The 22,886-nt window shown below is 61.7% G+C and carries 21 protein-coding genes; 8 read left to right on the top strand and 13 right to left on the bottom strand.

Going from position 1 to position 22,886, the window contains the following annotated elements; all coding sequences use genetic code 11:
- Position 1 precedes the first annotated feature (1 nt).
- Positions 2-1,384: a siroheme synthase CysG gene (cysG, locus tag HJ536_RS14530; RefSeq protein WP_177158256.1), complete on the top strand. Its 1,383-nt coding sequence runs from the start codon at positions 2-4 to the stop codon at positions 1,382-1,384.
- Here the strand turns inward: cysG and HJ536_RS14525 are convergent, their stop codons facing one another.
- Positions 1,385-2,605: an ROK family transcriptional regulator gene (locus HJ536_RS14525; protein WP_177158255.1), complete on the bottom strand. Its 1,221-nt coding sequence runs from the start codon at positions 2,603-2,605 to the stop codon at positions 1,385-1,387.
- A 203-nt stretch (positions 2,606-2,808) separates the two neighbouring features.
- Between HJ536_RS14525 and HJ536_RS14520 the strand changes: the two genes are divergently transcribed.
- The 4 genes from HJ536_RS14520 (at position 2,809) to HJ536_RS14505 (ending at position 6,795) form a co-directional block, all read left to right on the top strand.
- Positions 2,809-3,843, top strand: a complete 1,035-nt coding sequence (locus HJ536_RS14520) for a sugar ABC transporter substrate-binding protein (protein ID WP_176855492.1) — start codon at positions 2,809-2,811, stop codon at positions 3,841-3,843.
- Positions 3,844-3,962: 119 nt separating this feature from the next.
- Positions 3,963-5,045, top strand: coding sequence for an ABC transporter permease (locus tag HJ536_RS14515; protein WP_176855491.1), 1,083 nt, complete (start codon positions 3,963-3,965; stop codon positions 5,043-5,045).
- The gene (locus HJ536_RS14510; RefSeq protein WP_176855545.1) at positions 5,045-5,827 is read left to right on the top strand and encodes an ATP-binding cassette domain-containing protein; all 783 of its coding nucleotides are present in this window, start codon (positions 5,045-5,047) and stop codon (positions 5,825-5,827) included. The genes HJ536_RS14515 and HJ536_RS14510 overlap by 1 nt, the downstream gene beginning before the upstream one ends.
- 179 nt (positions 5,828-6,006) lie before the next feature.
- Entirely contained in the window at positions 6,007-6,795 is a 789-nt protein-coding gene (locus HJ536_RS14505) for an inositol monophosphatase family protein (protein WP_177158254.1), read from the top strand.
- Positions 6,796-6,849: 54 nt separating this feature from the next.
- Here the strand turns inward: HJ536_RS14505 and HJ536_RS14500 are convergent, their stop codons facing one another.
- Complete coding sequence (locus tag HJ536_RS14500) at positions 6,850-9,948, bottom strand: efflux RND transporter permease subunit (protein ID WP_177158253.1); 3,099 nt, start codon at positions 9,946-9,948, stop codon at positions 6,850-6,852.
- A 5-nt stretch (positions 9,949-9,953) separates the two neighbouring features.
- Positions 9,954-11,072 (bottom strand): efflux RND transporter periplasmic adaptor subunit, encoded by a 1,119-nt coding sequence (locus HJ536_RS14495; RefSeq protein ID WP_228028731.1) that lies wholly within the window; start codon positions 11,070-11,072, stop codon positions 9,954-9,956.
- A gap of 366 nt (positions 11,073-11,438) precedes the next feature.
- On the opposite strand from HJ536_RS14495, the gene HJ536_RS14490 reads away from it, so the two are divergent.
- Positions 11,439-12,335: a DeoR/GlpR family DNA-binding transcription regulator gene (locus HJ536_RS14490; RefSeq protein ID WP_176855487.1), complete on the top strand. Its 897-nt coding sequence runs from the start codon at positions 11,439-11,441 to the stop codon at positions 12,333-12,335.
- 53 nt (positions 12,336-12,388) lie between these two features.
- On the opposite strand, the gene HJ536_RS14485 is transcribed toward HJ536_RS14490, so the two are convergent.
- The 8 genes from HJ536_RS14485 to pcaD are packed head-to-tail and all read right to left on the bottom strand — an operon-like array spanning position 12,389 to position 18,439.
- Complete coding sequence (locus HJ536_RS14485) at positions 12,389-13,018, bottom strand: 3-oxoacid CoA-transferase subunit B (RefSeq protein WP_176855086.1); 630 nt, start codon at positions 13,016-13,018, stop codon at positions 12,389-12,391.
- A gap of 1 nt (position 13,019) precedes the next feature.
- Complete coding sequence (locus HJ536_RS14480; protein WP_176855087.1) at positions 13,020-13,721, bottom strand: CoA transferase subunit A; 702 nt, start codon at positions 13,719-13,721, stop codon at positions 13,020-13,022.
- Positions 13,718-15,055: a lyase family protein gene (locus HJ536_RS14475; RefSeq protein WP_177158251.1), complete on the bottom strand. Its 1,338-nt coding sequence runs from the start codon at positions 15,053-15,055 to the stop codon at positions 13,718-13,720. Before HJ536_RS14475 ends, HJ536_RS14480 begins: the two co-directional genes overlap by 4 nt.
- Positions 15,052-15,894, bottom strand: a complete 843-nt coding sequence (locus HJ536_RS14470) for a 3-oxoadipate:acetyl-CoA acetyltransferase (protein WP_177158250.1) — start codon at positions 15,892-15,894, stop codon at positions 15,052-15,054. The genes HJ536_RS14475 and HJ536_RS14470 overlap by 4 nt, the downstream gene beginning before the upstream one ends.
- Positions 15,895-15,945: 51 nt before the next feature.
- Entirely contained in the window at positions 15,946-16,545 is a 600-nt protein-coding gene (pcaG, locus tag HJ536_RS14465) for a protocatechuate 3,4-dioxygenase subunit alpha (RefSeq protein ID WP_176855484.1), read from the bottom strand.
- A gap of 1 nt (position 16,546) precedes the next feature.
- Positions 16,547-17,275, bottom strand: a complete 729-nt coding sequence (gene pcaH / locus HJ536_RS14460; protein ID WP_176855483.1) for a protocatechuate 3,4-dioxygenase subunit beta — start codon at positions 17,273-17,275, stop codon at positions 16,547-16,549.
- Positions 17,268-17,654 (bottom strand): 4-carboxymuconolactone decarboxylase, encoded by a 387-nt coding sequence (gene pcaC, locus HJ536_RS14455; RefSeq protein WP_176855482.1) that lies wholly within the window; start codon positions 17,652-17,654, stop codon positions 17,268-17,270. Before pcaC ends, pcaH begins: the two co-directional genes overlap by 8 nt.
- On the bottom strand, positions 17,654-18,439 hold the full coding sequence (pcaD, locus tag HJ536_RS14450) for a 3-oxoadipate enol-lactonase (RefSeq protein ID WP_176855481.1): 786 nt from the start codon (positions 18,437-18,439) through the stop codon (positions 17,654-17,656). The genes pcaC and pcaD overlap by 1 nt, the downstream gene beginning before the upstream one ends.
- 88 nt (positions 18,440-18,527) lie before the next feature.
- Here pcaD and pcaQ point away from each other — a divergent pair, with 88 nt between their 5' ends.
- A complete protein-coding gene (gene pcaQ / locus HJ536_RS14445; protein WP_176855480.1) occupies positions 18,528-19,460 on the top strand; it encodes a pca operon transcription factor PcaQ in 933 nt (310 codons plus the stop codon).
- A gap of 116 nt (positions 19,461-19,576) precedes the next feature.
- Positions 19,577-20,005, top strand: coding sequence for a response regulator (locus HJ536_RS14440; RefSeq protein ID WP_177158249.1), 429 nt, complete (start codon positions 19,577-19,579; stop codon positions 20,003-20,005).
- On the opposite strand, the gene HJ536_RS14435 is transcribed toward HJ536_RS14440, so the two are convergent.
- Together HJ536_RS14435 and HJ536_RS14430 are read right to left on the bottom strand one after the other, a co-directional pair.
- Complete coding sequence (locus HJ536_RS14435) at positions 19,992-20,843, bottom strand: helix-turn-helix domain-containing protein (RefSeq protein WP_177158248.1); 852 nt, start codon at positions 20,841-20,843, stop codon at positions 19,992-19,994. The two genes, HJ536_RS14440 and HJ536_RS14435, sit on opposite strands and share 14 nt — an antisense overlap.
- A gap of 279 nt (positions 20,844-21,122) precedes the next feature.
- Positions 21,123-22,826, bottom strand: coding sequence for a methyl-accepting chemotaxis protein (locus tag HJ536_RS14430; RefSeq protein ID WP_176855477.1), 1,704 nt, complete (start codon positions 22,824-22,826; stop codon positions 21,123-21,125).
- Positions 22,827-22,886 lie beyond the last annotated feature (60 nt).

Here is a 22,886-nt window from a genome sequence, read left to right as displayed (position 1 = left end):
CATGAAATCTTTCCCCATGTTCCTGACGATGGCCGGTCGCCGCGTGGTGATCGTGGGTGGAGATGAACAAGCCGCTCAGAAATCCCGTCTGATCCTGAAGACCGAGGCCGAGATTGTGTTGGCCGCGCCAGAGTTAGAGCCCGAGCTGGCGGCCTTGGTCGATTCGGGGCGTGCGAGCCACTATGCGGGTCCGATCACGCCCGATCTGTTCCGTGGGGCCGCGCTGGTGTTTATCGGCACCGGCTGCCCCGGCATCGACGCCAGCATACACGCCATCGCCAAAGAGGCGGGTGTCGTGGTGAACGTGGTGGACCAACCCCATCTGTGTGACGCGACCACCCCGTCGCTGGTGGACCGCGATCCGGTCGTCGTCGCCATCGGGACCGAGGGCACCGCGCCCGTCCTTGGCCGTCAGATCAAGACCCAGATCGAAACCATGCTCGACCCGCGCCTCGGGGGCTTTGCCGCTTTGGCGGGGCGTTTGCGCGATGCCGTGGCCTTCCGCGTACCCAAAGAGGCCCGCCGCGAATTCTGGCGCCGGACGTTCAGCGGCGCGGCATGGGACAAGCACCGCTCGGGCGCCGAGCGCGAAGCAGCTCAGATGCTAAAAGCCGAGATCGAGGCTGGCGGGATTGCCGAGCCGACCGTGGGCAGTATTGCATTGGTCGGCGCCGGACCGGGCGCGCGCGATCTGCTGACCATGCGCGCCGTGGCCCGCCTGCAAGAAGCGGACATCATTTATTATGACCGTCTGGTCGATCCCGACGTGCTGGAACTGGCCCGCCGCGACGCCGAGCGTGTGTTCGTCGGCAAAGAGGTCGGCGCGCACAGTTGGCCTCAAGACAAGATCAACCAAGTCATCGTCGCCAGCGCCAAGCAGGGCAAGAAAGTGGTCCGCCTGAAGTCCGGTGACCCCTCGCTCTTTGGCCGCAGCACCGAGGAAATGGCCGCCGCCGAAGCCGCGGGCATCGCGGTGGAAATCGTTCCCGGCGTGACATCGGCCAGTGCAGCAGCGGCCTCCCTGAACCGAGCGTTGACCGAACGCGGGCAGACCGACCATGTGGTGATTTCGACCGGCACCTGCCGCCCCGGCGCGCCGAACCCCGACTGGGGCCGGATGCTGAACGAAGGCGCGACCTTGGCGCTTTATATGGCCGTGGCCCGCGCCGGAGAGATCGCGGACACCCTGATGGGCAACGGTGCCCCCGCCGACTGCACGGTGGAAATCGTGGCCCGCGCCAGCCATTCGGACGAGGCGATCTGGAAAACCACTCTGGGGGATCTGGCCCGCACCGTGGCCGAGGATGGCGTGGAAAACCCCGCCATTATACTGGTGCGCCGCCCCAAGATCATCGAACCAGAGGCGCAGCGGGCGAAGGGCTGATCAGCCCTTCATCAGCGCATTGCGATCCACAAGGAACCGTTCGGACAACGGCAGGCTTGCCGCGCCCAAGGCACGGGCGTCGCTGCCTATGGTGCCCGCCTGAATGTGGGGCAGCTCGATGCCTGCGGTGTTCAGGCTGGACGCTTTGTCTTGGGTACGTTTGACCAGCTCTTCGCGGATATCCTCGGGCATCCAACCGTCGATCATCACACAGCCAAAGTCGATCAGCGATGACGCCGAGGCGATGGCATAGGCCAACCCTTCGCTCGCGTCCTCGATCCATGTGTCGATCAGGCTTTGGGGAACCGACCAGCTTTGGGGGTTGGCCCAGATGGCGTCTGCGGTCAGGCCCTGTTCGACCATCGCGTTTTCCAGACAAGACAGCGAGGCCACGTCCACCAACTGGGTCAAGCGCGTGCCATTGAACGCGATCGGGACCGAACCCACCGCGCCCGCGTTGCCGGTTTTGCCGGTGTAAACGGTGTTATCCAGCACCAGACCGCCGCCCACAAAGAACCCGATGAAGAAGTAGAGAAAGTCGTTGGGGCGCCCGTCGGCCTCTCCGAACACAACCTCTGCGCTGCAGGCGGCCGAAGCGTCGTTCTGCAGGAACACGGGGAAGTCGCAGCGGCTCTCGATCTCGGCGCGGATGTCGCGGGTGCGCCAGTCGTCCATCGCATCGGGCGCCAGACCCAGCGATTTGGCCCAGTCCCACAGGCGGAACGGCACGGCGATTCCCACGCCGGCGATACGTCCACGCTCTTCTTCCGAGAGTTGGTCGAGCAGTTGGGCGATGCCGTGATTCGCGAACATCACCGTCCCATCGGGGGTCGGAAAGCGGTGAGTCAGGTGCACGCGGCTGCGGATCACCCCCAGAAAATCGGTCAGAACCAGGTCCAGACTACGCCGTCCGACCTTGAGCCCCAGAAAAAATGCACCGTCCTGACGCAGTTTGATCGGGACCGAGGGTTGGCCGACTTTGCCGCGAACAGGCTCGCCTTTGGTCAGCAGGCCATCAGCCTCGAGCGAGCGCATGATCACAGAAACTGTCTGTGCAGACAAACCGGTTAGCCGCGCAATCTCTGCCTTGGCCAAGGGTCCATGCTGACGGATGAGCGTCAAAACCAGCCGTTCGTTATGGGCGCGTACACCGGTTTGGTTAGACCCGCGAACGCGGCCTACCGTCTTATTACCAGTAGCGGCAAAAGTCTGACTGTCCATTCTCTCTCCCTCAGGCGCCCTTGGTATTCCGCCTGCGCAATCCCCACAAGCTTCTAAAAATCCGGCAGTCTGTCAATATTAAATCAGATTGATTTATTTATTGACGAACGGTCGTGAATCAGGTTTTTCTTTCGGCCAAGGGAGACAGCAATGTCGATCCGGTGACCGTGAGGACGGTCAGTTTTATACTTGGGAGGAACCAAATGAAGACCACTATCAAAACCGCACTGATGGCGGGCGCAGCCGTTGCAGCATCGATCGCAGCAGCTCCTGCAATGGCAGCAAGCCACGAAGTTGGCGCATGCCTCATCACCAAAACCGACACCAACCCCTTCTTCGTGAAAATGAAGGAAGGCGCGATCGCTGGCGCAGAAGCCAACGGCATCAACCTGCAGACCTTTGCCGGCAAAATCGACGGCGACGTAGAAACCCAGGTTGCAGCGGTTGAAACCTGCATCGCATCGGGCGCCAAGGGCATCCTGATCACTCCGTCGGACAGCCGCGCTCTGGCACCCGTTGTGACCCAGGCGCGCGAAGCTGGCCTGCTGGTTATCGCGCTGGACACCCCGTTCGAGCCCGCAGACACCGCTGACGCGACCTTTGCGACCGACAACTTCAAAGCTGGCGTTCTGATCGGCGAGTGGGCCAAAGCGACCCTCGGCGACGGTGCAGCAAACGCGAAAATCGCGCTGCTGGACCTGAACGCTTCGGAAATCTCGGTCGACTATCTGCGCGACAACGGCTTCCTGCAGGGCTTTGGCATCGACATCAAAGACCCCACCGACATCGGTGACGAAGACGACGCACGCATCGTTGGCAACGACGTGACCAACGGCAACGAAGAAGGCGGCCGTACCGCGATGGAGAACCTTCTCCAGAAGGACCCCGAGATCAACGTCGTCTACACCATCAACGAGCCCGCAGCAGCTGGCGCCTATGAAGCTCTGAAGTCGGTTGGCCGTGAGAACGACGTTCTGATCGTATCGGTCGACGGCGGCTGCCCCGGCGTGCAGAACATCAAGGACGGCGTGATCGGCGCGACCTCGATGCAGTTCCCGCTGCTGATGGCCTCCAAAGGCATCGAAGCGATCAAGCATTTCGCTGAAACCGGCGAGAAGCCCCAGAACTCCGAAGGTCTGGACTTCTACAACACCGGCGTCGAACTGATCACCGACAAGCCCGTTGACGGCATCGAGTCGATCACCTCGGAAGCTGGCCTGGGCAAGTGCTGGGGCTAATCCAAGCCTGACCGCCATACAGGGGGGCGGACTATCCGCCCCCCGATTTGTTTATACCTTTCTCTCCCCCGAAACACTCAGTCACCGCAGCTGCATCGCAGGCAGCCATGGAGGAGCGCATGAGCGACGAGACCCTATCCCGACCCAAAGGTCAGGATTTTGAAGCATCCCTCGACCGGAGCGACAAAACCGTCGCCTCCTTCGAGCACAATCAAAAAGGGCTGATGGACCACATCCAGAAGGCCCTCCACGGCAACCCCACCTTGGTGCCGGTTATTGTCCTTGCCCTGTCCGTCGCTGTGTTCGGTGTGATTGCAGGGGGCAAATTCTTCTCTGCCTTCAACCTGACCCTGATTATGCAGCAGGTGTCGATCATCGGTCTGCTGGCTGCCGCGCAGTCGCTGATCGTTCTGACCGCAGGCATCGACCTGTCCGTTGCCGCGATCATGGTTCTGATGAGCGTGATCATGGGCAACACCGCGATTTCGCTGGGTGTGCCGACCTTCTTTGCGCTGCTGATCGGCTTTGCTGGCGGCACTGCGGCCGGTTTCCTGAACGGCCTGATGGTCACCCGCCTGAAACTGCCCCCGTTCATCGTGACCCTTGGCACGTGGAACATCTTTTACGCGCTGAACCTGTGGCTGTCGGGCGCGCAGTCCATCCGCTCGCAGGATATCGACGCCAGCGCCGCCGCCCTGAAATTCTTTGGCGAAGCGTTCAAGCTGGGTTCGGCCCGCGTGACCTATGGCTCGATCCTGATGATCGTCGTGTTCTTTGCCCTGTGGTACCTGCTGAACAAGACCGCATGGGGCCGCCACGTCTATGCCATCGGTGACGACAAAGAAGCCGCCGAACTGGCCGGTATCCGCACTGACCGCACCTTGGTTCAAGTCTACATGCTGGCCGGTTTCATCTGCGCGATTGCTGCATGGAGCAGCGTTGGCCGCATCGGTTCGATCAGCCCTCAGGCGTTCTACGAAGGTAACCTGCAGTCCATCACCGCGGTTGTGATCGGGGGCATCTCGCTGTTCGGTGGGCGCGGCTCGATCCTTGGGGCGCTGTTTGGCGCGCTGATCGTGGGCGTGTTCCAGTCGGGCCTGAAGCTGGCTGGCGTGGACGTGCTCTGGCAGGTGTTTGCAGTGGGTTGGCTGATCATCCTCGCTGTTTCGATTGACCAATGGATCCGGAAGGTGTCGGCATGATGACCCAAGAACCCATTCTCAAAGCCCGTGGTCTGGTAAAACGCTACGGCAAAGTGACCGCCCTGAACAACGCCGACTTCGATCTGTACCCCGGCGAGATCCTCGCTGTGATCGGCGACAACGGCGCGGGAAAGTCCAGCCTGATCAAAGCCATCTCGGGCGCGGTTGTGCCCGACGAAGGCGAGATCACCCTCGAAGGCAAGCGCATCCAGTTCCAGTCGCCGCTCGAGGCACGGGACGCAGGCATCGAGACCGTGTACCAGACGCTGGCCCTGTCCCCTGCCCTGTCGATCACCGACAACATGTTTGTCGGCCGTGAACTGCGCAAGCCGGGCTTCATGGGCAAATACTTCCGCATGCTGGACAACAAGGCGATGGAAGCCTTTGCCCGCGAAAAGCTGAACGAACTGGGCCTGATGACCATCCAGAACATCAACCAGGCGGTTGAAACCCTGTCCGGTGGCCAGCGTCAGGGCGTTGCCGTGGCTCGTGCGGCTGCGTTCGGCTCCAAGGTGATCATTCTTGACGAACCGACCGCTGCGCTGGGGGTCAAGGAAAGCCGCAAGGTGCTGGAACTCATTCAGGACGTCCGTTCGCGCGGTATTCCGATTGTGCTGATCAGCCACAACATGCCCCACGTGTTCGAGGTCGCAGACCGCATCCACGTGCACCGCTTGGGCCGCCGTCTGTGCACCATCAACCCCAAGGACTACACCATGTCCGATGCGGTAGCATTCATGACCGGCGCGGCTGAACCGCCCGCCGAGGCCGCAGCCGCCTGATCTCTCCTGGCAAAGAACAAACCTCCCCTTTCCTGTTCTTTGCGCATTGCGCGGGTTGGTTCACACCAGCCCGCGCTTTTTCTTTGTCAAACGCCCATGCTGCGCTTGCGGCAAAACGGGTGGCAGGCTACGCCCGAAATGAATTTCCAGAACGTTTCGTCAGGTATCGGAGAATTTTCATGAACGCTGACCGGCTCGGATTTGCCGTCGCGCTTGCCCGCAAGGCAGGCCAACTGGCCCAAGAGATGCGCGCTCAGGCCGGTGGTCTGGATTACACCATCAAGGCCCCCGAAGATTACGCCACCAACGCCGACTATGCCGTCGAGGCGCTGATCCGCGAGCGCATTGCCCAGACCTATCCCGAAGATGGCGTACTGGGAGAGGAAGAGGGCCTGAAAGGCCGTCTGGACGGTTGCTGGATCGTGGACCCCATCGACGGGACCACCAACTTCAGCCGCGGTATGGACGATTGGGGGATCTCGATCGCCTATTTCAACGGGACCGAGTTCGAACTGGGTGTGATCTTTGCCCCCGACAAGGACCTGATGGCCAGCGGTCAGATCGGGCGCGGTGCCTGTGTGAACGGTTTGCCCGTGGATTTTGCGCGCGTTCATCCGGATCAAGTGCGGCTGGTGTCCATCGGCTATTCCGACCGCGCGCCGATGCACGAATACACCGACCGCATCGCCCGCATCCGCGAGGCGGGCATGGATCACCGCCGCCACGGCGCGGCGACCATCGGGTTCCTCGGGGTGCTGTCCGGCTGGTTCGACGCGTATTACGAGAGCGTCCTGAACATCTGGGATGCCGCCGCCGGTCTGGCGATGGTCAAGGCGGCGGGCGGTGTGATCCAGCACGGCCCCATCGACGCCTTTGTCCAAGGGCCGGTGCATGTGCTGGCCCATAACGGGCGCATCCCCGACATCGGGCAGATCGTCTCGCCGGTCCGCGCCCAAGCCGCCGAATAACAAAACGCCGCCCCGATCAAGGGGCGGCGTTTTTCTTTTGCTGTTGGGCTCCCCTTAGGCGGCTTTTTTACGGCGCTGGGTGGCCTGACGGACGATCACGTAGAACGCAGGCACCATGAACACGCCGATAAAGGTCGCCGTGGCCATGCCCCCCAGCACGCCGATACCGATGGCGTTCTGGGCTGCGGCCCCTGCCCCCGTCGCGGTCGCCAAGGGCACAACCCCCAGCATGAACGCGAGCGAGGTCATCAGGATCGGGCGCAGACGCAGGCGCGCGGCCTCCATCGTGGCGTCGATCAGGGACTTGCCTTGGGCTTCCAGATCCTTGGCGAACTCGACGATCAGAATGGCGTTTTTCGCAGCCAGACCGATGGTCGTCAGGATGCCCACCTTGAAGTAGACGTCGTTCGACTGACCGAACAGATACGCCGCGGCCAAGGCCCCCAGCACACCGACCGGAACCGCCAGCATGACCGAGAACGGCACCGTCCAGCTTTCGTACAGGGCGGCAAGGCACAGGAACACCACCAGCACGGCAAGTGCATAAAGGTACGGTGCCTGATCGCCAGACTGACGTTCCTGATAGCTGATACCGGTCCATTCCACGCCGTAGCCACCGTCGATGGTTGCGGCCAGTTCCTCCATCGCGTCCATCGCGGCCCCCGAAGAGGACGTGTCGCTGTTGCTACCCGAAATCTCGATCGCGTCAGAGCCGGAATAGCGGGACAGCTTGGGCTGAACCGAAACCCACTCGGTGGTGACAAAGCTCGAGAACGGCACCATCTCGCCCGAGTCGTTGCGGGCGTACCAGCTTTCGATGTCTTCGGGCTGCATACGGTTGGCGGCCTCGGCCTGAACGATCACGGGGCGCAGGTTGCCCTGTAGAACGAAATCGTTGACCTCGGAGCCGCTGAACACCACCGATAGCATCGAGTTGATGTCGGACAGAGACACGCCGAACGCCTCGACCTTTTGCTGGTCGATGTTGATGCGCAGGGCGCTTTCAGGATCGACGCCAGACACGCGGACGTTGGTCAGGCGGCTGTCGCTTCCTGCCTTGGAGACCAGTTCGTTAGCAGCCTCGATCAGGCTGTCGTACCCGTTGCCCCCGTTATCCACGAGGTACATCGAGAAGCCGTTGGTGTTGCCCAGACCCTGAATTGCGGGCGGCTGCATAAAGAATATCTGCCCCGCGCGGTGCCCCATGAAGCGCATGTTGGCACGGGTGGCCAGCGCGCTTGCTGCCTGTTCGGCAGCGGCACGGTCGTCAAAGTCGTGCAGCTTGATGAACAGCATCGCGTTGTTCTGCCCCGTCCCGCCGAAGCCGAAGCCAAGCGCGGCAAACACGCTTTCCACGGTGTCGGTTTCGTCGGTCAGCAGGTAATCCTCGATCTCTTGGACCACAGACAGGGTTTGCTGCGTGGTCGAGCCTTCGGTCAGCTGGACCATGGTCATCAGCATCCCCTGGTCTTCGGTCGGCAAGAAGGACGAGGACAGACGTTCGTAGATCTGCCAAGCCCCCACACCGATCCCGGCCAACAGGACGATCATGATGATCGGCTTGCGCAGGATGCGGCCCACGGTGTTTTCATAACCACGGTTCAGGCGGTCAAAGTTGCGGTTGAACCAGCGGGCGGGCGCGATACCGGCCCCGTGGGTGCGGCGCAACATGCTGGCGCACAGAGCAGGCGTCAGGATCAGCGCCACCACAGCGGACAGCACCATCGCCGAGATGATCGTGACCGAGAACTGGCGATAGATCACACCGGTCGAGCCACCAAAGAACGCCATCGGCAGGAACACCGCCGACAGAACCAGCGCGATACCGATCAGCGCGCCGGTGATCTGGCCCATGCTGCGCTCGGTGGCGGGCAAGGGCTCCAGCTTGTCCTGATCCATCACCCGCTCGACGTTCTCCACGACCACAATCGCGTCGTCCACCAAGAGGCCGATGGCCAGAACCATGGCGAACATGGTCAGCGTGTTGATCGTGAACCCAAGGGCCGCAAGGATCGCGAACGTCCCCATAAGAACCACAGGAACGGCGATGATCGGAATGATGGTCGCACGCCAGTTCTGCAGGAAGATCAGGATCACAAGGAACACCAGAACCACGGCTTCGATCAGGGTATGATAGACCTTCTCGATCGACAGCTCGACAAAGGGCGAGGTGTCATAAGCATAGCGGATCTCGACCCCTTCGGGCAGAGCGGGCTCTAGCTGGGTCAGCACTTCGCGCACGGCGGCTGCGGTGTCCACAGCGTTCGCACCGGTGGCAAGGTTCACACCGAAACCGGCGGCGTTCAGACCGCTAAAGCGGCTGTCCCCGCCATAGCTTTCCTGACCGACCTCGACCCGCGCGACATCCCCCAGATAAACGGCGCTGCCGTCCTCTTCGGTTTTCAGCAGGATGGCTTCGAATTCCTCGACGCTGGTCAGCTGGCTTTGGGCGGTGATGGTGGCGGTGAACTGCTGGCCCTGAACGGTGGGCTGGGTGCCAAGGCTACCGACCGACACGGTGGTATTCTGGGCCGTCACAGCACTGGTGATATCCGAGGGCGTCAGCTGGTATTGCGCCAGCTTCAGCGGGTCCAGCCAGATGCGCATCGCATAGCCCGAACCGAACACGTTGATCCCGCCCACGCCGTCGGCGCGCTGCACGGGGCCCTTGATGGTCTGGTCCAGAATGTCCCCCAGCTGCACCGCGCTATAGCGGCCATCGGTGGACACAAGCGCCCCCACCATCAGGATCGAGCTGGTCGAACGGCGCACGCTGACGCCGGACTGCTGCACGCGGTCGGGCAGCTGGCTTTCGACTTGGCGGACCTTGGTCTGGACCTCGTTCTGGGCATCAATACCTTCGACGCTTTCGTCAAAGGTCAGCGTGATGCTGGATGACCCCTCACTGGAATCGGACACCATATAAAGCAGACCGTCGATGCCGGTCATGGCATCCTCGATCGTCGAGGTCACAGAGTTCTGCACGGCCTCGGCAGTGGCACCGGTATAGGTGGCCGAGACGCGGACGGTGGTTGGCGCAATGTCGGGGTACTGGGACACAGGCAGCTGCGTCAGCGAAAACGCCCCCGCCAGCATGGTCACAATCGCCAGCACCCACGCAAAGACGGGTCGGTGAATAAAGAAATTAACCAAAGAGCTTACTCCGCTGCGGGGGCGGGTTCAGCCGCCGCGTCAGAGGTTTCCGGCGCCGCATCGGTCACAACGCCATCCGCGTCGATGGTCACGGCAACGGTTTCCACCTCGGCATCGGCGCGCAGGTTTTTCAGGCCGTCCACGATCAGCATGTCGCCCGCCGAAACACCATCGGTCACGACCCAAGCGTTCTGGTAGGTGCCTGCAGAAGTCAGCGTGACCTGCTGGGCCTTGCCATCCTTGGCGACAAAGGCGGTCAGCTTGCCGGTGGCGCTGCGGTCGGTGGCGCGCTGAGGCACCAGAACCGCGTCGGTCTCACCAACGGTCACGTTGGCGCGCAGGAACATGCCAGGCATGATCAGGTTATCGGGGTTATCGAACTGCATCCGGAAATCCACCGACCCCGTGGTCGAGGACACCAGACGACCGGGGCTGACGAGAGACCCCTTGATGTCATAGCTCTGGCCGTTTTCCAGCGTCAGCGACACGTCCAGTTTGTCGCCCATCTTCAGCTGGCCGTCCGCGATGCGCTCACGGGTGCGCAGCAGGCGCGCGCTGGATTCAGTCAGGTCTACATAGATCGGGTCCAAGCGGGTCAGCGTGGTCAGCGCGTCCGACTGGTTGGCCGTTACCAGCGCCCCGACCGAGAATTCCGACACTTCGGGCACACCCTGAATGGGCGCGCGGATTTCAGTACGGTCCACGTTCAGCTGCGCGGTCTTTAGCGACGCTTCGGCCGAGCGTTGGTCAGCCTCGGCCTGCATCAGCGCCACCTCTGCGCTCTCTACATCCTCGCGGGTCACCCCCACCCCGTCGAGTTTGCGATAGCGTTCAGCGGTGGCCGTGGCCGACTGCACACTGGCCTTGGCACCGGCCAAAGCCGCCTCGGCGGCGGCCAGCTCTGCCTCGTAAGAGGCGCCTTCGATCCGGTACATCAGATCCCCGACCTGCAAGGGCGCGCCCGGCGTATAGACGATTTCCTCGATCACGCCTTCGACGCGGGGGCGGATGTCGGTCTGCTCAAACGCAACCGCACGTCCCGGCAACGTCACCTGATAGGGCACCTTGGCCTCGGTCAGTTCAATCACGCCAACCTTGGTTTTGGAGGCCCCACCCGGAGCCATCTGGGCAAATGCAGGCGCAGCGCACGCCAACAACAGCGCCGCCCCAAGGGCTAATCTGCGCGGTCTGGAAAAATTGGGGAGTGTTCTCATGAGGTGACCCGATCTCGGCTTCTTATATCAAAGGTTTGCGACGGAATGCGGCGCGTGAACTATCTACGTACAGGTAGTATGCATTCTGTCGCGGGTAGATGCTGCAGTTGCAAAGTTCACGGGAATGTCAGCGCAAACACGCGCACCAAGCCCCTTTTTCACCCGCTTCCCTGCATCTGCGCAGGGTTTTCTGCGCATTTCAGCAGGGACCGGCACCACAGTCTTTGCCTTAGCTGCACTTTCGCTCTAATGGGGGTTAATCAAGAGAAGCATCCCATGTCCAAGATCCCGTCTAGCACCGACACCGCCTTTGATCGTTTGATGGCCGAAAAGACGCCCGCCGACAGCCGTCAGGCCCGTCAGCTGGAGCGCCGCAAGATGATCACCGAGGCCGTGATGGCCGAAGGCACCATGCGGATCGAGGACCTGACAGACCGTTTCGGCATCAGCCTGATGACCGTCCACCGCGATCTGGATGAGCTGGTCAGTCTGGGCCTGTTGCGGAAAACCCGCGGGATCGTGTCCGCCGCGCCGACGAACCTGATCGAAAGCAGCGACATCTACCGCTCGTCCCGCCAAGTGGCCGAAAAGCGCGCCATCGCCGCCAAAGCGATGGAGTTCGTCGAACCCGGTCAGGCGATTTTCCTCGATGACTCGACGACCGTCTGGCAGATGGTCGAGCTGCTGGAAAGCAAGACGCCTCTGACCGTGCTGACCAATTCGCTGCTGATGATCAACGAGTTGAAAGAGGTTCGCGACATCGCGCTGATCGCTTTGGGCGGGCAATTCTATAACTGGTGTAACGCCTTTATGGGCCGGATGACCCGCAGCCAGATCGCGCAGGTTCGCGCCGATACGGTCTTCGTGTCTATGTCCGCGATCGCCAATGACGTGGTCTATCACCAGTCGCCCGAGATGGTCGAAACCAAGCGCGCCATGCTGGAATGCGCGGACAAACGCATCCTCTTGGCCGACCACACCAAGTTCAACCACCGCGCACTGCACAGCTTTGCCTCGCTGACGGAATTCGATGCGGTGATCGTGGACGACAACATCGCCCCCGAGGACCTGCGCCGTATGCAGGACAAGGGCATCAACGTCGCCATCGCCGAGGTCGGTAAAGCCAAATCCCGCACCGTCCGCATTTCCGGTTCTTCCGACGAGGAAGAGTAAAAAAGAGGGGGCCCGGAGGCCCCCTTAGTGCACGGAAACTTGTGCAGAACTCGTTAATTCACAATCGTCGCTTCGGTCGCGGCGCGCAGTTCCTCTTCGGTGACGCCGTCTGCCAGTTCGACCAGCTTCAGGCCGCCTTCGACCACGTCCAGAACACCGAGGTTGGTGATGATGCGGTCCACAACCGACTTGCCGGTCAGGGGCAGAGTGCAAGCCTTCAGCACCTTCGACTCGCCGTGTTTGTTGGTGTGGTCCATGACAACGACCACGCGGCCCACGCCGGCCACCAGATCCATCGCGCCGCCCATGCCTTTGACCAGCTTGCCGGGGATCATCCAGTTCGCCAGATCGCCGTTTTCAGCCACTTCCATCGCGCCAAGGATCGCCGCTGCGATCTTGCCGCCGCGGATCATGCCAAAGCTGGTGGCCGAATCGAAATAACTGGTCTCGGGCAGTTCGGTGATGGTCTGCTTGCCCGCGTTGATCAGATCGGGGTCTTCATCACCCTCGTAGGGGAACGGGCCCATGCCGAGCATCCCGTTTTCCGACTGCAGAACGACCTGCACGCCCTCGGGGATGAAGTTCGGAACCAGCGTCGGGATGCCGATCCCGAGGTTCACATAGGTGCCGTTTTCCAGCTCCAGCGCCGCACGGGCGGCCATTTGATTGCGATCCCAACCCATATCAGGCCTCCTTCTTGCGCACGGTGCGCTGTTCGATCCGCTTCTCGTGGTCACCCTGAATCAGGCGGTGCACGTAGATGCCGGGCAGGTGGATGTGGTCGGGGTCAAGGCTGCCTGCGGGGACGATTTCCTCGACCTCCATCACGCAGATCTTGCCACACATCGCGGCGGGCGGGTTGAAGTTGCGGGCGGTCTTGCGGAAAATCGCGTTGCCGGTCTCGTCCGCTTTCCAGGCTTTCACGATGGAAAGATCGGCGAAAATGCCTTCTTCCATGATGTATTCCTGACCGTTGAAGATTTTCACGTCTTTGCCTTCGGCAATCACGGTGCCCACACCGGTTTTGGTGTAGAAACCGGGGATGCCGGCGCCGCCAGCGCGCATCCGCTCGGCCAAGGTGCCCTGCGGGTTGAATTCCAGCTCCAGCTCGCCCGACAGGTACTGACGCATGAATTCCGCGTTTTCGCCCACATAAGAGCTCATCATTTTCTTGATCTGGCGGGTATCCAGCAGTTTACCAAGGCCAAACCCGTCCACACCGGCGTTGTTCGAGGCAACGGTCAGCCCTTTGACGCCGCTTTCCACAATCGCATCGATCAAGAGTTCGGGAATCCCGCAGAGGCCAAAGCCCCCCGCCGCGATCAGCATGTCGTCGCGCAAAAGACCCTCAAGGGCCTCGGCCGCGCTGCCATACACTTTGTTCATTTCGTCTCCTCCAAAGAGTTGGTTCGATTGGCAAAGATCGCCTTTGCCTGCGCCTGCGACGGCGCGATGGCCTGACGGGGATCAAGGATTTGCACCCAGTCGATCCCGTCGGGCCCGATTTCGGACAGGGCTTCGGTCAGGGTTTTGCCCTGCCCGTTCACCAGTTTCAGAGCATCCTTCACCAGCGTCTGCGCCTCGGCCCGCGGCATGTGCACGGCAAGGGCAAAGCTGGCGGCCTCGGACATGATCGCGCCGCCGTTTGCGTCCAGCATCCGCGCCATGTTGTCGGGGAAGGCTTGCAGGGTCGCGGCCAGATCGGCCCCGTGACGCAGGGCAGCTGCCCCCGCGATCAGGATTTGCGGCAGGGCGAACCATTCCATCGCCCAACGGCCGCCGTCCCGCTCTTCTGCGGGGCTGGCCGCCATAGCGAGCATGGGGTTCAGCGCGGTGGCATAGGCGTTCAGGGTAACGATCGCCTCGGACGCGACGGGGTTGGATTTTTGCGGCATGGTCGACGATCCGCCGCCCTTGCCTGCCTTGCCCTCGGCGGCTTCGGACCGGCCCATCAGGATCAGGTCGCCCGCCATCTTGGCCAGAGCTGCGGTCAAGCGGCCCACCCAAGCACCCACGGCCATGACCGCGCTGCGATCACCGTGCCACTGAATTGCAGCGCCAAGGCCCAATTCAGACGCCAAGGTCGCGGCGATGTCTGCCCCGTGGGGTGCCACGGCCAGATTGTTGCCTGCGGCTCCTCCGAACTGGACCCGTGCGATACGAGACTTGAGCGCGGGCAGTTCTGCCTCGAGCGCGATCAGCGGCGCGGCCCAAGTGGCGATCCGCATGCCAAAGGTGATCGGGGTCGCCACTTGCGAACGGGTGCGCCCGCCCATGACCACGTCGCCGAATGCTTCGGACTGCTGCTGAAGCGCGTCGATCAGAACAGACACGCGGCCCGCGTACAGGTCCAGCACATCGCGCAGGGCCATCGCGGTCGCGGTGTCCACCACGTCTTGGGATGTCGCGCCCCAGTGCAGAGCCTGCCCCGCCTCGCCGCACGCGCCGCGCAGTTGCGCGACCAGCGCAGGCACGGGCACACCAGCGGATGCGGTCCCCTGCCCCAATCCGGTCAGGTCCGCGTCGAACCCGTCCAGAGCCGCAGCGATTGCGTCAGCACTGCCGGTTTCGGTCAGGCCAGCAGCCTCGGTCGCGCGGGCCAAGGCGATCTCGAAGGCGACCATATGCGCGGCGACCGCCTCTTCTGACAGAAGGGCGGTGGCCTGCATATCGCCATAGAGCGGCGCCATCACGGCGCCAGTCAAAGGGGTCGGGGTCATGCGATTGCGGGGACCTTGAGGTTCAGCATTTCACGCGCTTGCTGCCAAGTGGCAACGGGGCGCTCGTACTTGTCGCACAGATCAACCACGCGCTGCACCAGTGCCGCGTTCGAGGGTGCCAGTGTGTCGCGGTCGATGCGGACGTTGTCTTCCAGACCAGTGCGGGCATGACCGCCCGAGGACACGGCCCAGTCGTTCAGGGTGATCTGGTGGGCACCGATACCGGCGGCGCACCAGTTGGCATCCTCGCCGAACAGGCGGTGCACAGTTTTGATGTAGTAATCAAAGACATCGCGGTCCACGGGCATCGCGTTTTTCACACCCATCACGAACTGGACGTAGGGGGTTTCCGCGATCTGGCCCTTCTTGAACATGTCGGCGGCCTTGAGAATGTGGCTCAGGTCGAACGCCTCGATCTCGGGCTTCACGCCATATTTCACCATCTCGGAGGCCAGCCAATCGACCAGTTCCGGCGGGTTCTCGTAGACGCGGGTGGGGAAGTTGTTCGAGCCAACCGACAGCGACGCCATGTCGGGCGACAGGGGCAGCATACCGCCACGGGTCTGGCCCGCACCGGAACGGCCACCGGTCGACAACTGCACGATCATGCCGGGGCAATGCTTTTCCAGACCCTCTTTCAGACGCGCAAAACGCTCGGGGTCCGAGGTCGGCTTGCCTTCGTCGTCACGCACGTGGCAGTGGGCGATGGTTGCGCCAGCCTCGAAAGCTTCCTGAGTGCTTTCGATCTGCTCTGCCACAGTGATCGGCACTGCGGGGTTGTTCTCTTTGGTCGGCAGCGAGCCGGTGATGGCCACGCAGATAATGCAGGGTTTGGTCATGTTCGCGTCTTTCATGCAGAGGGGCGCCCACGTATGGACGCCCCGAATGACTTAGATGTCGAGGAAAACCGTCTCGCCTTCGCCCTGAAGGCGGATGTCGAAGCGGTATTTGCCGTCGGCGGTCTTTTTCGCGATCAGCGTGTCCACGCGGGGACGCTGTTCGATGCGGGCCAGCAGCGGATCGGTGCTGTTGTCCTCGTCCTCGAAGTAGATGCGGGTTTGCAGGCCGATGTTGATGCCACGCGCGCAGATCCACAGCGAGATATGCGGAGCCGAGAACCCGCCACCACGGGCCGGAACCTGACCCGGCTTGACGGTGCGCAGGGTGAACTCGCCCGAGTCCGCGTCCGCAGCGAAACGGCAGTGGCCGGTGACTGCGGGGTCTGCGCCCTCTTGGCCGGCGAACTTGCCAGCCGCGTCGGGCTGCCAGCTTTCCAGCAGCGCGTCACGCAGCGCCCAACCGGTGCCGTCGAACACGGAACCCACGATCTCGATCACTTCGCCCTTGGCGCCATCGGCGATGGGGCTGGTGGCGATCTCTTCGTCATAGTAGCCAGCGTTGCCCGCATAGGTGGGCATCAGGCCGATATGGACGTAGGGGCCAGCGGTTTGCGAAGCGGTTTCAACCAGATAATCCAGCTTTTGTACCATCTTACATACCCTCCAGCTTGTTCTCGAACATGGTCTGGCGGCGGCCGCGCAGAACGATGTCAAACTTGTACGCCAAGAAGTCCAGCGGACGCGACGCGCTCATGTCCAGCGGAGCGACCAGACGGTCGAGCTGGCTGCGGTTCTTGATGGTCGCGGCGATGGGGCACAGGTTGATCAGCGGATCGCCTTCGAAATACATCTGGGTGATCAGGCGCTGGCCAAAGCTGTGACCGTAGACCGAAATGTGGATGTGCATCGGACGCCAGTCGTTGCCGCGGTTCGGCCAGGGATAAGCCCCGGGACGGACGGTCAGGAACTGGTAGCCACCGTTTTCATCGGTGATGGTCCGGCCACAGCCGCCAAAGTTCGGGTCCAGCGGCGCCAGATAGCCGTCTTTCTTGTGACGATAACGGCCACCGGCGTTCGCCTGCCAGATCTCGATCAGGGTGTTGGGAACGGCGCGGCCGTTCTCGTCCAGAACGCGGCCGTGCATCAGGATGCGTTCGCCCACAGCGGGGGCTGCGCCCTTGGTCCAGTTCAGGATCAGGTTGTTGTCCAGTGCACCCAGCTTGTTGTGGCCGAAGGTGGGGCCGGTTTCCTCGGAGAGGCCGGATTCCATCGACAGCAAAGGCAGGTTCGGGGAACGGGAAACAGTTGTTTTATATGCGGGGTCATACGCAGGCGGGTGCGCCTCGCGGTTCCGCGGAATAAGCGGGCCTAGATCAGTCATCAGATGCCGCCTCCATTTCGGCATAAGTGGCTTTCGCCAATTTCAAGGCATGGTTCGCGCGCGGGACCCCGGCGTAGATGGCAACATGCTGGAAGGCCTCCAGAACGTCGCGCTTGCTTGCGCCGGTACGGGCAGTGGCCCGGATATGCATGGGGATCTCTTCAAAGTTGCCGGTCGCTGCCAAGAGCGCCAGCGTGATCATCGAGCGTTCGCGGCGGGAAATGCCGTCCGAGGCCCAGACGGTGCCCCATGCGCTTTCGGTGATCAGGCTTTGGAATGCGAGATCGAAATCGGTTTTGTTGGCCTCGGCGCGGTCTACGTGGGCGTCTCCCAGAACCGAGCGGCGGACTTTCATGCCGTTGTCGTAGCGGTCAGACATTATGCGGTGGCCTCCAGAAATTCAGTAATCAGTTTGGCAACCACTTCGGGCTGCTCGACGCAGGGCAAATGGCCCGCGTCTTCGATGATGTGGAACGCGGCGTTGCACAGTTCCGCCGTCGCCTGAACCAGCGCGGGGGGCGTGCTGCCGTCCTGATCGCCCGCCATCGCCATCACGGGCAGGGTCAGGGCGCGGGTGCTTTCGGTCAGGTCAGCCGCAGCGATGGCCTGACAGCAGCCGATGTACCCCTCGGCGGGGGTGCGGGTCAGCATGTTGCGCCACGCGGCCATCTGCGCGGGCTGGCCGTTGCGGTAGGTCGGGGCGAACCAGCGTTCCAGAATAGGGTCTGCCAGCGATTCAATGCCGCCCTTGCGGACCGCATTCACGCGGGTGTTCCACATGTCATTGGTGCCGATCTGGGCTGCGGTATCCATCAGGACCAACGCTTTGACCAGATCGGGACGCTTGGCCGCAAAGCCCTGCCCGATCAGACCCCCGATCGACAGACCGACAAAGGTAATGTCCTTCAGCCCCAGATGCTCGGCCAGATTTTCGGCGTCGCGCACCAGTTCGTCCATGGCATAGGGCGCCTCGGGGCAATCGCTCAGGCCGTGACCGGGCTTGTCAAAGCGGACGATACGCAGACCTTGGGGCAGCAGGGGCAGCAGCAGGTCCCAGACCCGCAGATCGGTCCCGAGCGAGTTGCCAAACATCACCACGCGGCCATCCCGCGGACCTTCGTCGCGGAAATGAAGCATCATCTGATCGAACAAAACTGTCTGCATAAGAATCTCCCTTCGCAGGTATTTGACACGGGAACGCTGTCATGAAAATTATAAGTTGAGAAAAGTCACATAACCCCAGAGTTATGAAATGATCGACCCACACATCCGGATGCGCCACATCCACTGCTTTCTGGAAACCGCGCGCCTTGGCAGCCTGTCGGCGGCGGCAACCACGCTGCACGTCAGTCAGCCCGCGGCCTCCAAGACGATCAAGGAGTTAGAGGATATTCTAGGGGTTCCCCTATTTGACCGCAGCGGGCGCAGGCTGGCGCTGACCACTGCGGGCAAGCTGTTCCAGCAGCACGCGGGCGCCGCGATGATTGATCTGGAGCGCGCGCAGGATCTGGTCCGAGAGGCCCCTCGTGCCCCGTCCCGCCTGTCTGTCGGTGCCCTGCCAACCGCCGCAACCTTTTTGCTGCCCGAAGCCGCGCTGCGTCTGGCGGAAATCCACCCCGAATGCCTGCTGCGCGTCACCACCGGCCCAAACTGGATGCTGCTGTCCCAACTGCGCGAAGGCGCTTTGGACATGATCGTCGGCCGGATGCCCCCCGCTGGCGCGGTTGAGGGGCTGACCTTTCGCCAGCTCTATTCCGAAAAGGTGGTCCCCGTTGTGCGCCCTGGCCACCCCCTGACCCGCCGCGATTGGGACCTACGGGAGCTGGGGGATTACCCCCTGATGTTGCCCCCGTCGGGCGCGGTGATCGCCTCTTCGGTGCGGTCCTATCTGCACTCCATCGGCCTGACCAACGTGACCCCGAAATTCGAGAACGTCTCGCTCGCCTTTGGGCGCCGCGTGGTGCAGCAGTCCGACGTGATCTGGTTCATTTCCCACGGGGTGGTCGGCGCGGAGCTTGAGGCAGGCACGCTCGCCACCCTTCAGTTAGAGGGCGACTTGCTGGGGGGCCCCGTCGGCGTGTCGATGCGGGATCAGACCATGACCTCGGCCGAGCAGCGGGCGTTCGTCTCGATCCTGCTGGAAACCGCCAAGGCCCATCCGACGCGCATGAACGGCGGCGATTAACCGCCTGTCTGGCAGGTATTCCCTACCCTGTATACAACTCGGGCCATTTTCCATACAACCTTGAGTACTTTTCATGTATGCAACGGCCCACTGTACCGCTCACAGATATTGTTGTTATGCTTATTTCCATTATCGAAGACGACGCCCTGCACCTGCAGATATTGACCCGATGGCTTTTGAAATCCGGTAAATATCAGGTGCAGCCTTTTGAGACGTCCGAGGATTTCTTTAACCACCGACAGGCTTCGGGGGACGTCGAACGGGTGCTCATTCTGGACGCCTGCGTCGAGGGCGCCCTAAGCTGCGATCTGATCCACCAGATCAGACGCTCTAGCGGAGAGGCAAGCTGCGTCGGGATCGTTTTGGCCTCTAGCCTGCCGGATCCCCAGAACGCCAATGTCATTGAAACCTGCGATATCGATGCGTTTCTGAACAAGGATCACATCAACCCGACCGGCCTAGAGATCGCAATCACGCTCGCCGCCCGCAGTGGGTCCCGCCGGCGCCACGCGATGCTGCGGAACAAGGCGCTCAGCCAGCCCTGACGACCGGCCTCTGGGGCAGAACCATGACTTCGCGCTCCTCATCATAGGCGCGTTTAGCGGCCTCGATCACAGCGACGACTGTCGGCTCGTTGATCATCACCCGCGGCACATAGAGATAGACCTCTTCCTCGAGGGTCGGGAAGCCGCCCATCAGCCGCAATCCCCCGCAATGGGCCGCGAAATCCATTGGCAGAATGGCCGCATAGGGGGCCTTTTTCAGCAGCGGGGCGATGGCCGTGCCATCATCCGTCGAAAGTTTGGGCGCGCCGTAAGCGTGGCGCAGCGCCGTATGCAGCCGGTCATCCCCACGGGTGTCCAGCAACATGACCCAGTCACGAATGTCGCTCTGGAAGTTCGCACCGCACCAGACAGCGCGCCGGGATGTGCCAACTTGCAGCCCCACCAGATCACCCGAATCCCGACTGTCGGTCGTCAGGTGCATCACCAGATCCGCATCGGTCAGGGCCGTGTTGTCGCCAACCAAGGTCACCGACCCGTTCTGCATCCGCGCCATCGAAAGCGCCAGTTCACCCATCACCGGCGAGGCGCGCAGGCCTGCGTCCACCTTTAGCAGGGCACGCTTGCAGCCGGAGGCTTTGGACAAGCGTGCCAGACGCCCTTCGGTCTGCTCGGCCCAGGAAATGATTTCCAGCGCATAGGGGGTCGCCGTCCAGATCACACCTTTTTTGGTGAAAAGCGGCTCTCCCATTTGTTCAGAGAGTTTGTGCACCCGGCGCGAGACAGTGGCCACGTTCGCCCCCAGATAATCAGCCGCAGCGGACATGGTCCCGAAACGGTGCAGGGCGAGGCAAATACGCAAATCGTTCCAATTTTCCATGACCAAATGTAATCCCGGCTAAAATTTCCGCGCACTCACAAGGTAGGAACTGAAAATACAGTCCCCCAAGCAGTCCGGACACAGCTACTTCATAGTTATGTCCGAATTGAGGCGAGCTACATTCCAGTAATACAATGTTTTGCAAAATTGCAATATATAGCCCGCAAATAAAGTATACACCGTCAACGAAATTACTCAAATCCTCTGAGCCAATCGCCCATTTTCAGGCGAAAGGGCGCCCAAAAAAGCGCCCTTGCTATTGATTGCATTATTGGAAACCTAGCGACCGGAGCGCATCAACATTGCCTGTATCTGAGCCATAATCTCTGGCGTAATTCCATTCAGATTGGGCATTTCGGTGGTCGCCTTTTGCCTTCTGCGCAAACGGAACCGTTGCATCTGGGCTTTGACCGACTGGGTCGAGGCCTCCATTTCCGCAGCAGCAGCGGCCAATTCGTCCGATTGGTTGGTCACAGACATACTGCTTTTGGTTATGTCATTGACCGCCTGACTGATCTGGGTGATTCCCTTGGCCTGCTCGGAGCTGCTCATAGCGATGGTTGCCATCAGGCCGTCGATCTTTTCGATATCGCTAGTCAGGGTACCAAATGCCGTCTGGGTTTCATCCGCCAGCGCAACGCCGGTCCGCACCTTGTTCCCCGAGCTTTCGATCAGATCAGAGGTCTCCTTCGCCGCCTGAGCGGACCGCCCCGCGAGATTGCGCACCTCTTGGGCGACCACCGCAAACCCGCGGCCATGCTCACCGGCCCGCGCAGCCTCGACCGCGGCGTTCAGGGCCAGCAGGTTGGTCTGGAACGCGATTTCGTCGATGACCTTGATAATCTTGGCGATGTCCTGAGAGGCCGAGCGGATGTCCTGCATGGCGTGAACCATGTCAGTCATCTTTTGCTGGCCTTCGGTCGCAATCCCCCGCGCCGTGCGGACCACCTTGCTGGCCGAGGCGCTGGAATCCGCGTTGCTGCGCACCATCTGGTCGGTCTGCTCGGTCGTGGCCGAAATCTGTTCGATCGCGGTGGACTGGGACTGCGCGTCGCCCGACAGCGAATTGGCCGACGAACTGATCTGCGAGATGGTCACGGAAATCTGGCTGATCTGCTCGTTGATCTCGTGGATCGTGATGTTCAGGCCTTCGTAGGCGCGCTCCAGCGCCTCCATGATCGAGCGGTAAGAGCCACGGAACCGCTGCGGATCGATTTCACGGTCCAGCGCACCGTCCACGATCGCCTGCGAGACCTGCTCGATCTCTCCGATCACGGTACGGAAGGCGCCGCGCACCTCTTCAACGGCTGCGGTGATCTTGGCGCGGTCACCGGGCAGGCGAGCCATCGCAAAGTCGAAGTCCCCTTCGGCAAAGTTGCGCATCGCGTTGATCAGGGTTTCCTGCGTGTCGAGGTGGCCGCGCACCATCTCGTTCACCTGTTCGGCGATGGCGGCGTATTCGGTGTCCAGCCCTTCGGTCGACATGACCTCGTTGATCATGCCTTCGCTATGGGCGCGGGACATGGTGACCACGCCGTTAATCAGAAGCTCGACCTGTTTTTGCGCCTCGATCAGATCGGTCTGGTCCTTCCACTCGACAAAGATCGAGACGACATTGCCCGCCCCGTCGAAATTCGGCGTCGCGCGGAAGCTCAGGTGTTTCCCCCCGATCGAGAATTTACCGTCATGCGGACTGGTCATCCCGCCGACAAGACGGCGCTGGTATTCGGGCTTTTTGTGGAACTGGTCGATCGACTTGTTCAACACATCGCGGGCCTGAAAATGGGGCAAATCCTGACGGATCGCCCCTTCTATGGCCTCGAACATCTTGTAGGCGGCATCGTTGACAAAGCGGATGACCAGTTCGCTGTCAGCGATCATAACGGGGTTCGACAGAACGTTCAGCGCCTCCAGCGCATTCACGTTCTCCCATTCGCCGTGCACCAGCTCAGAGGCGGCGGGGCGAGAGATCATTTGGACCATGTTTTGTTACTTTCCATCGAATGTTTGCTTTTCGGGCGGATCGTCGAAGGAAAAGAGGCG

Source organism: Donghicola mangrovi (genome assembly GCF_013377535.1).
Lineage (GTDB): Bacteria > Pseudomonadota > Alphaproteobacteria > Rhodobacterales > Rhodobacteraceae > Donghicola > Donghicola mangrovi.
Note: the sequence above shows the minus strand (reverse complement) of the source record. Positions and strands in the feature narration are given on the sequence as shown.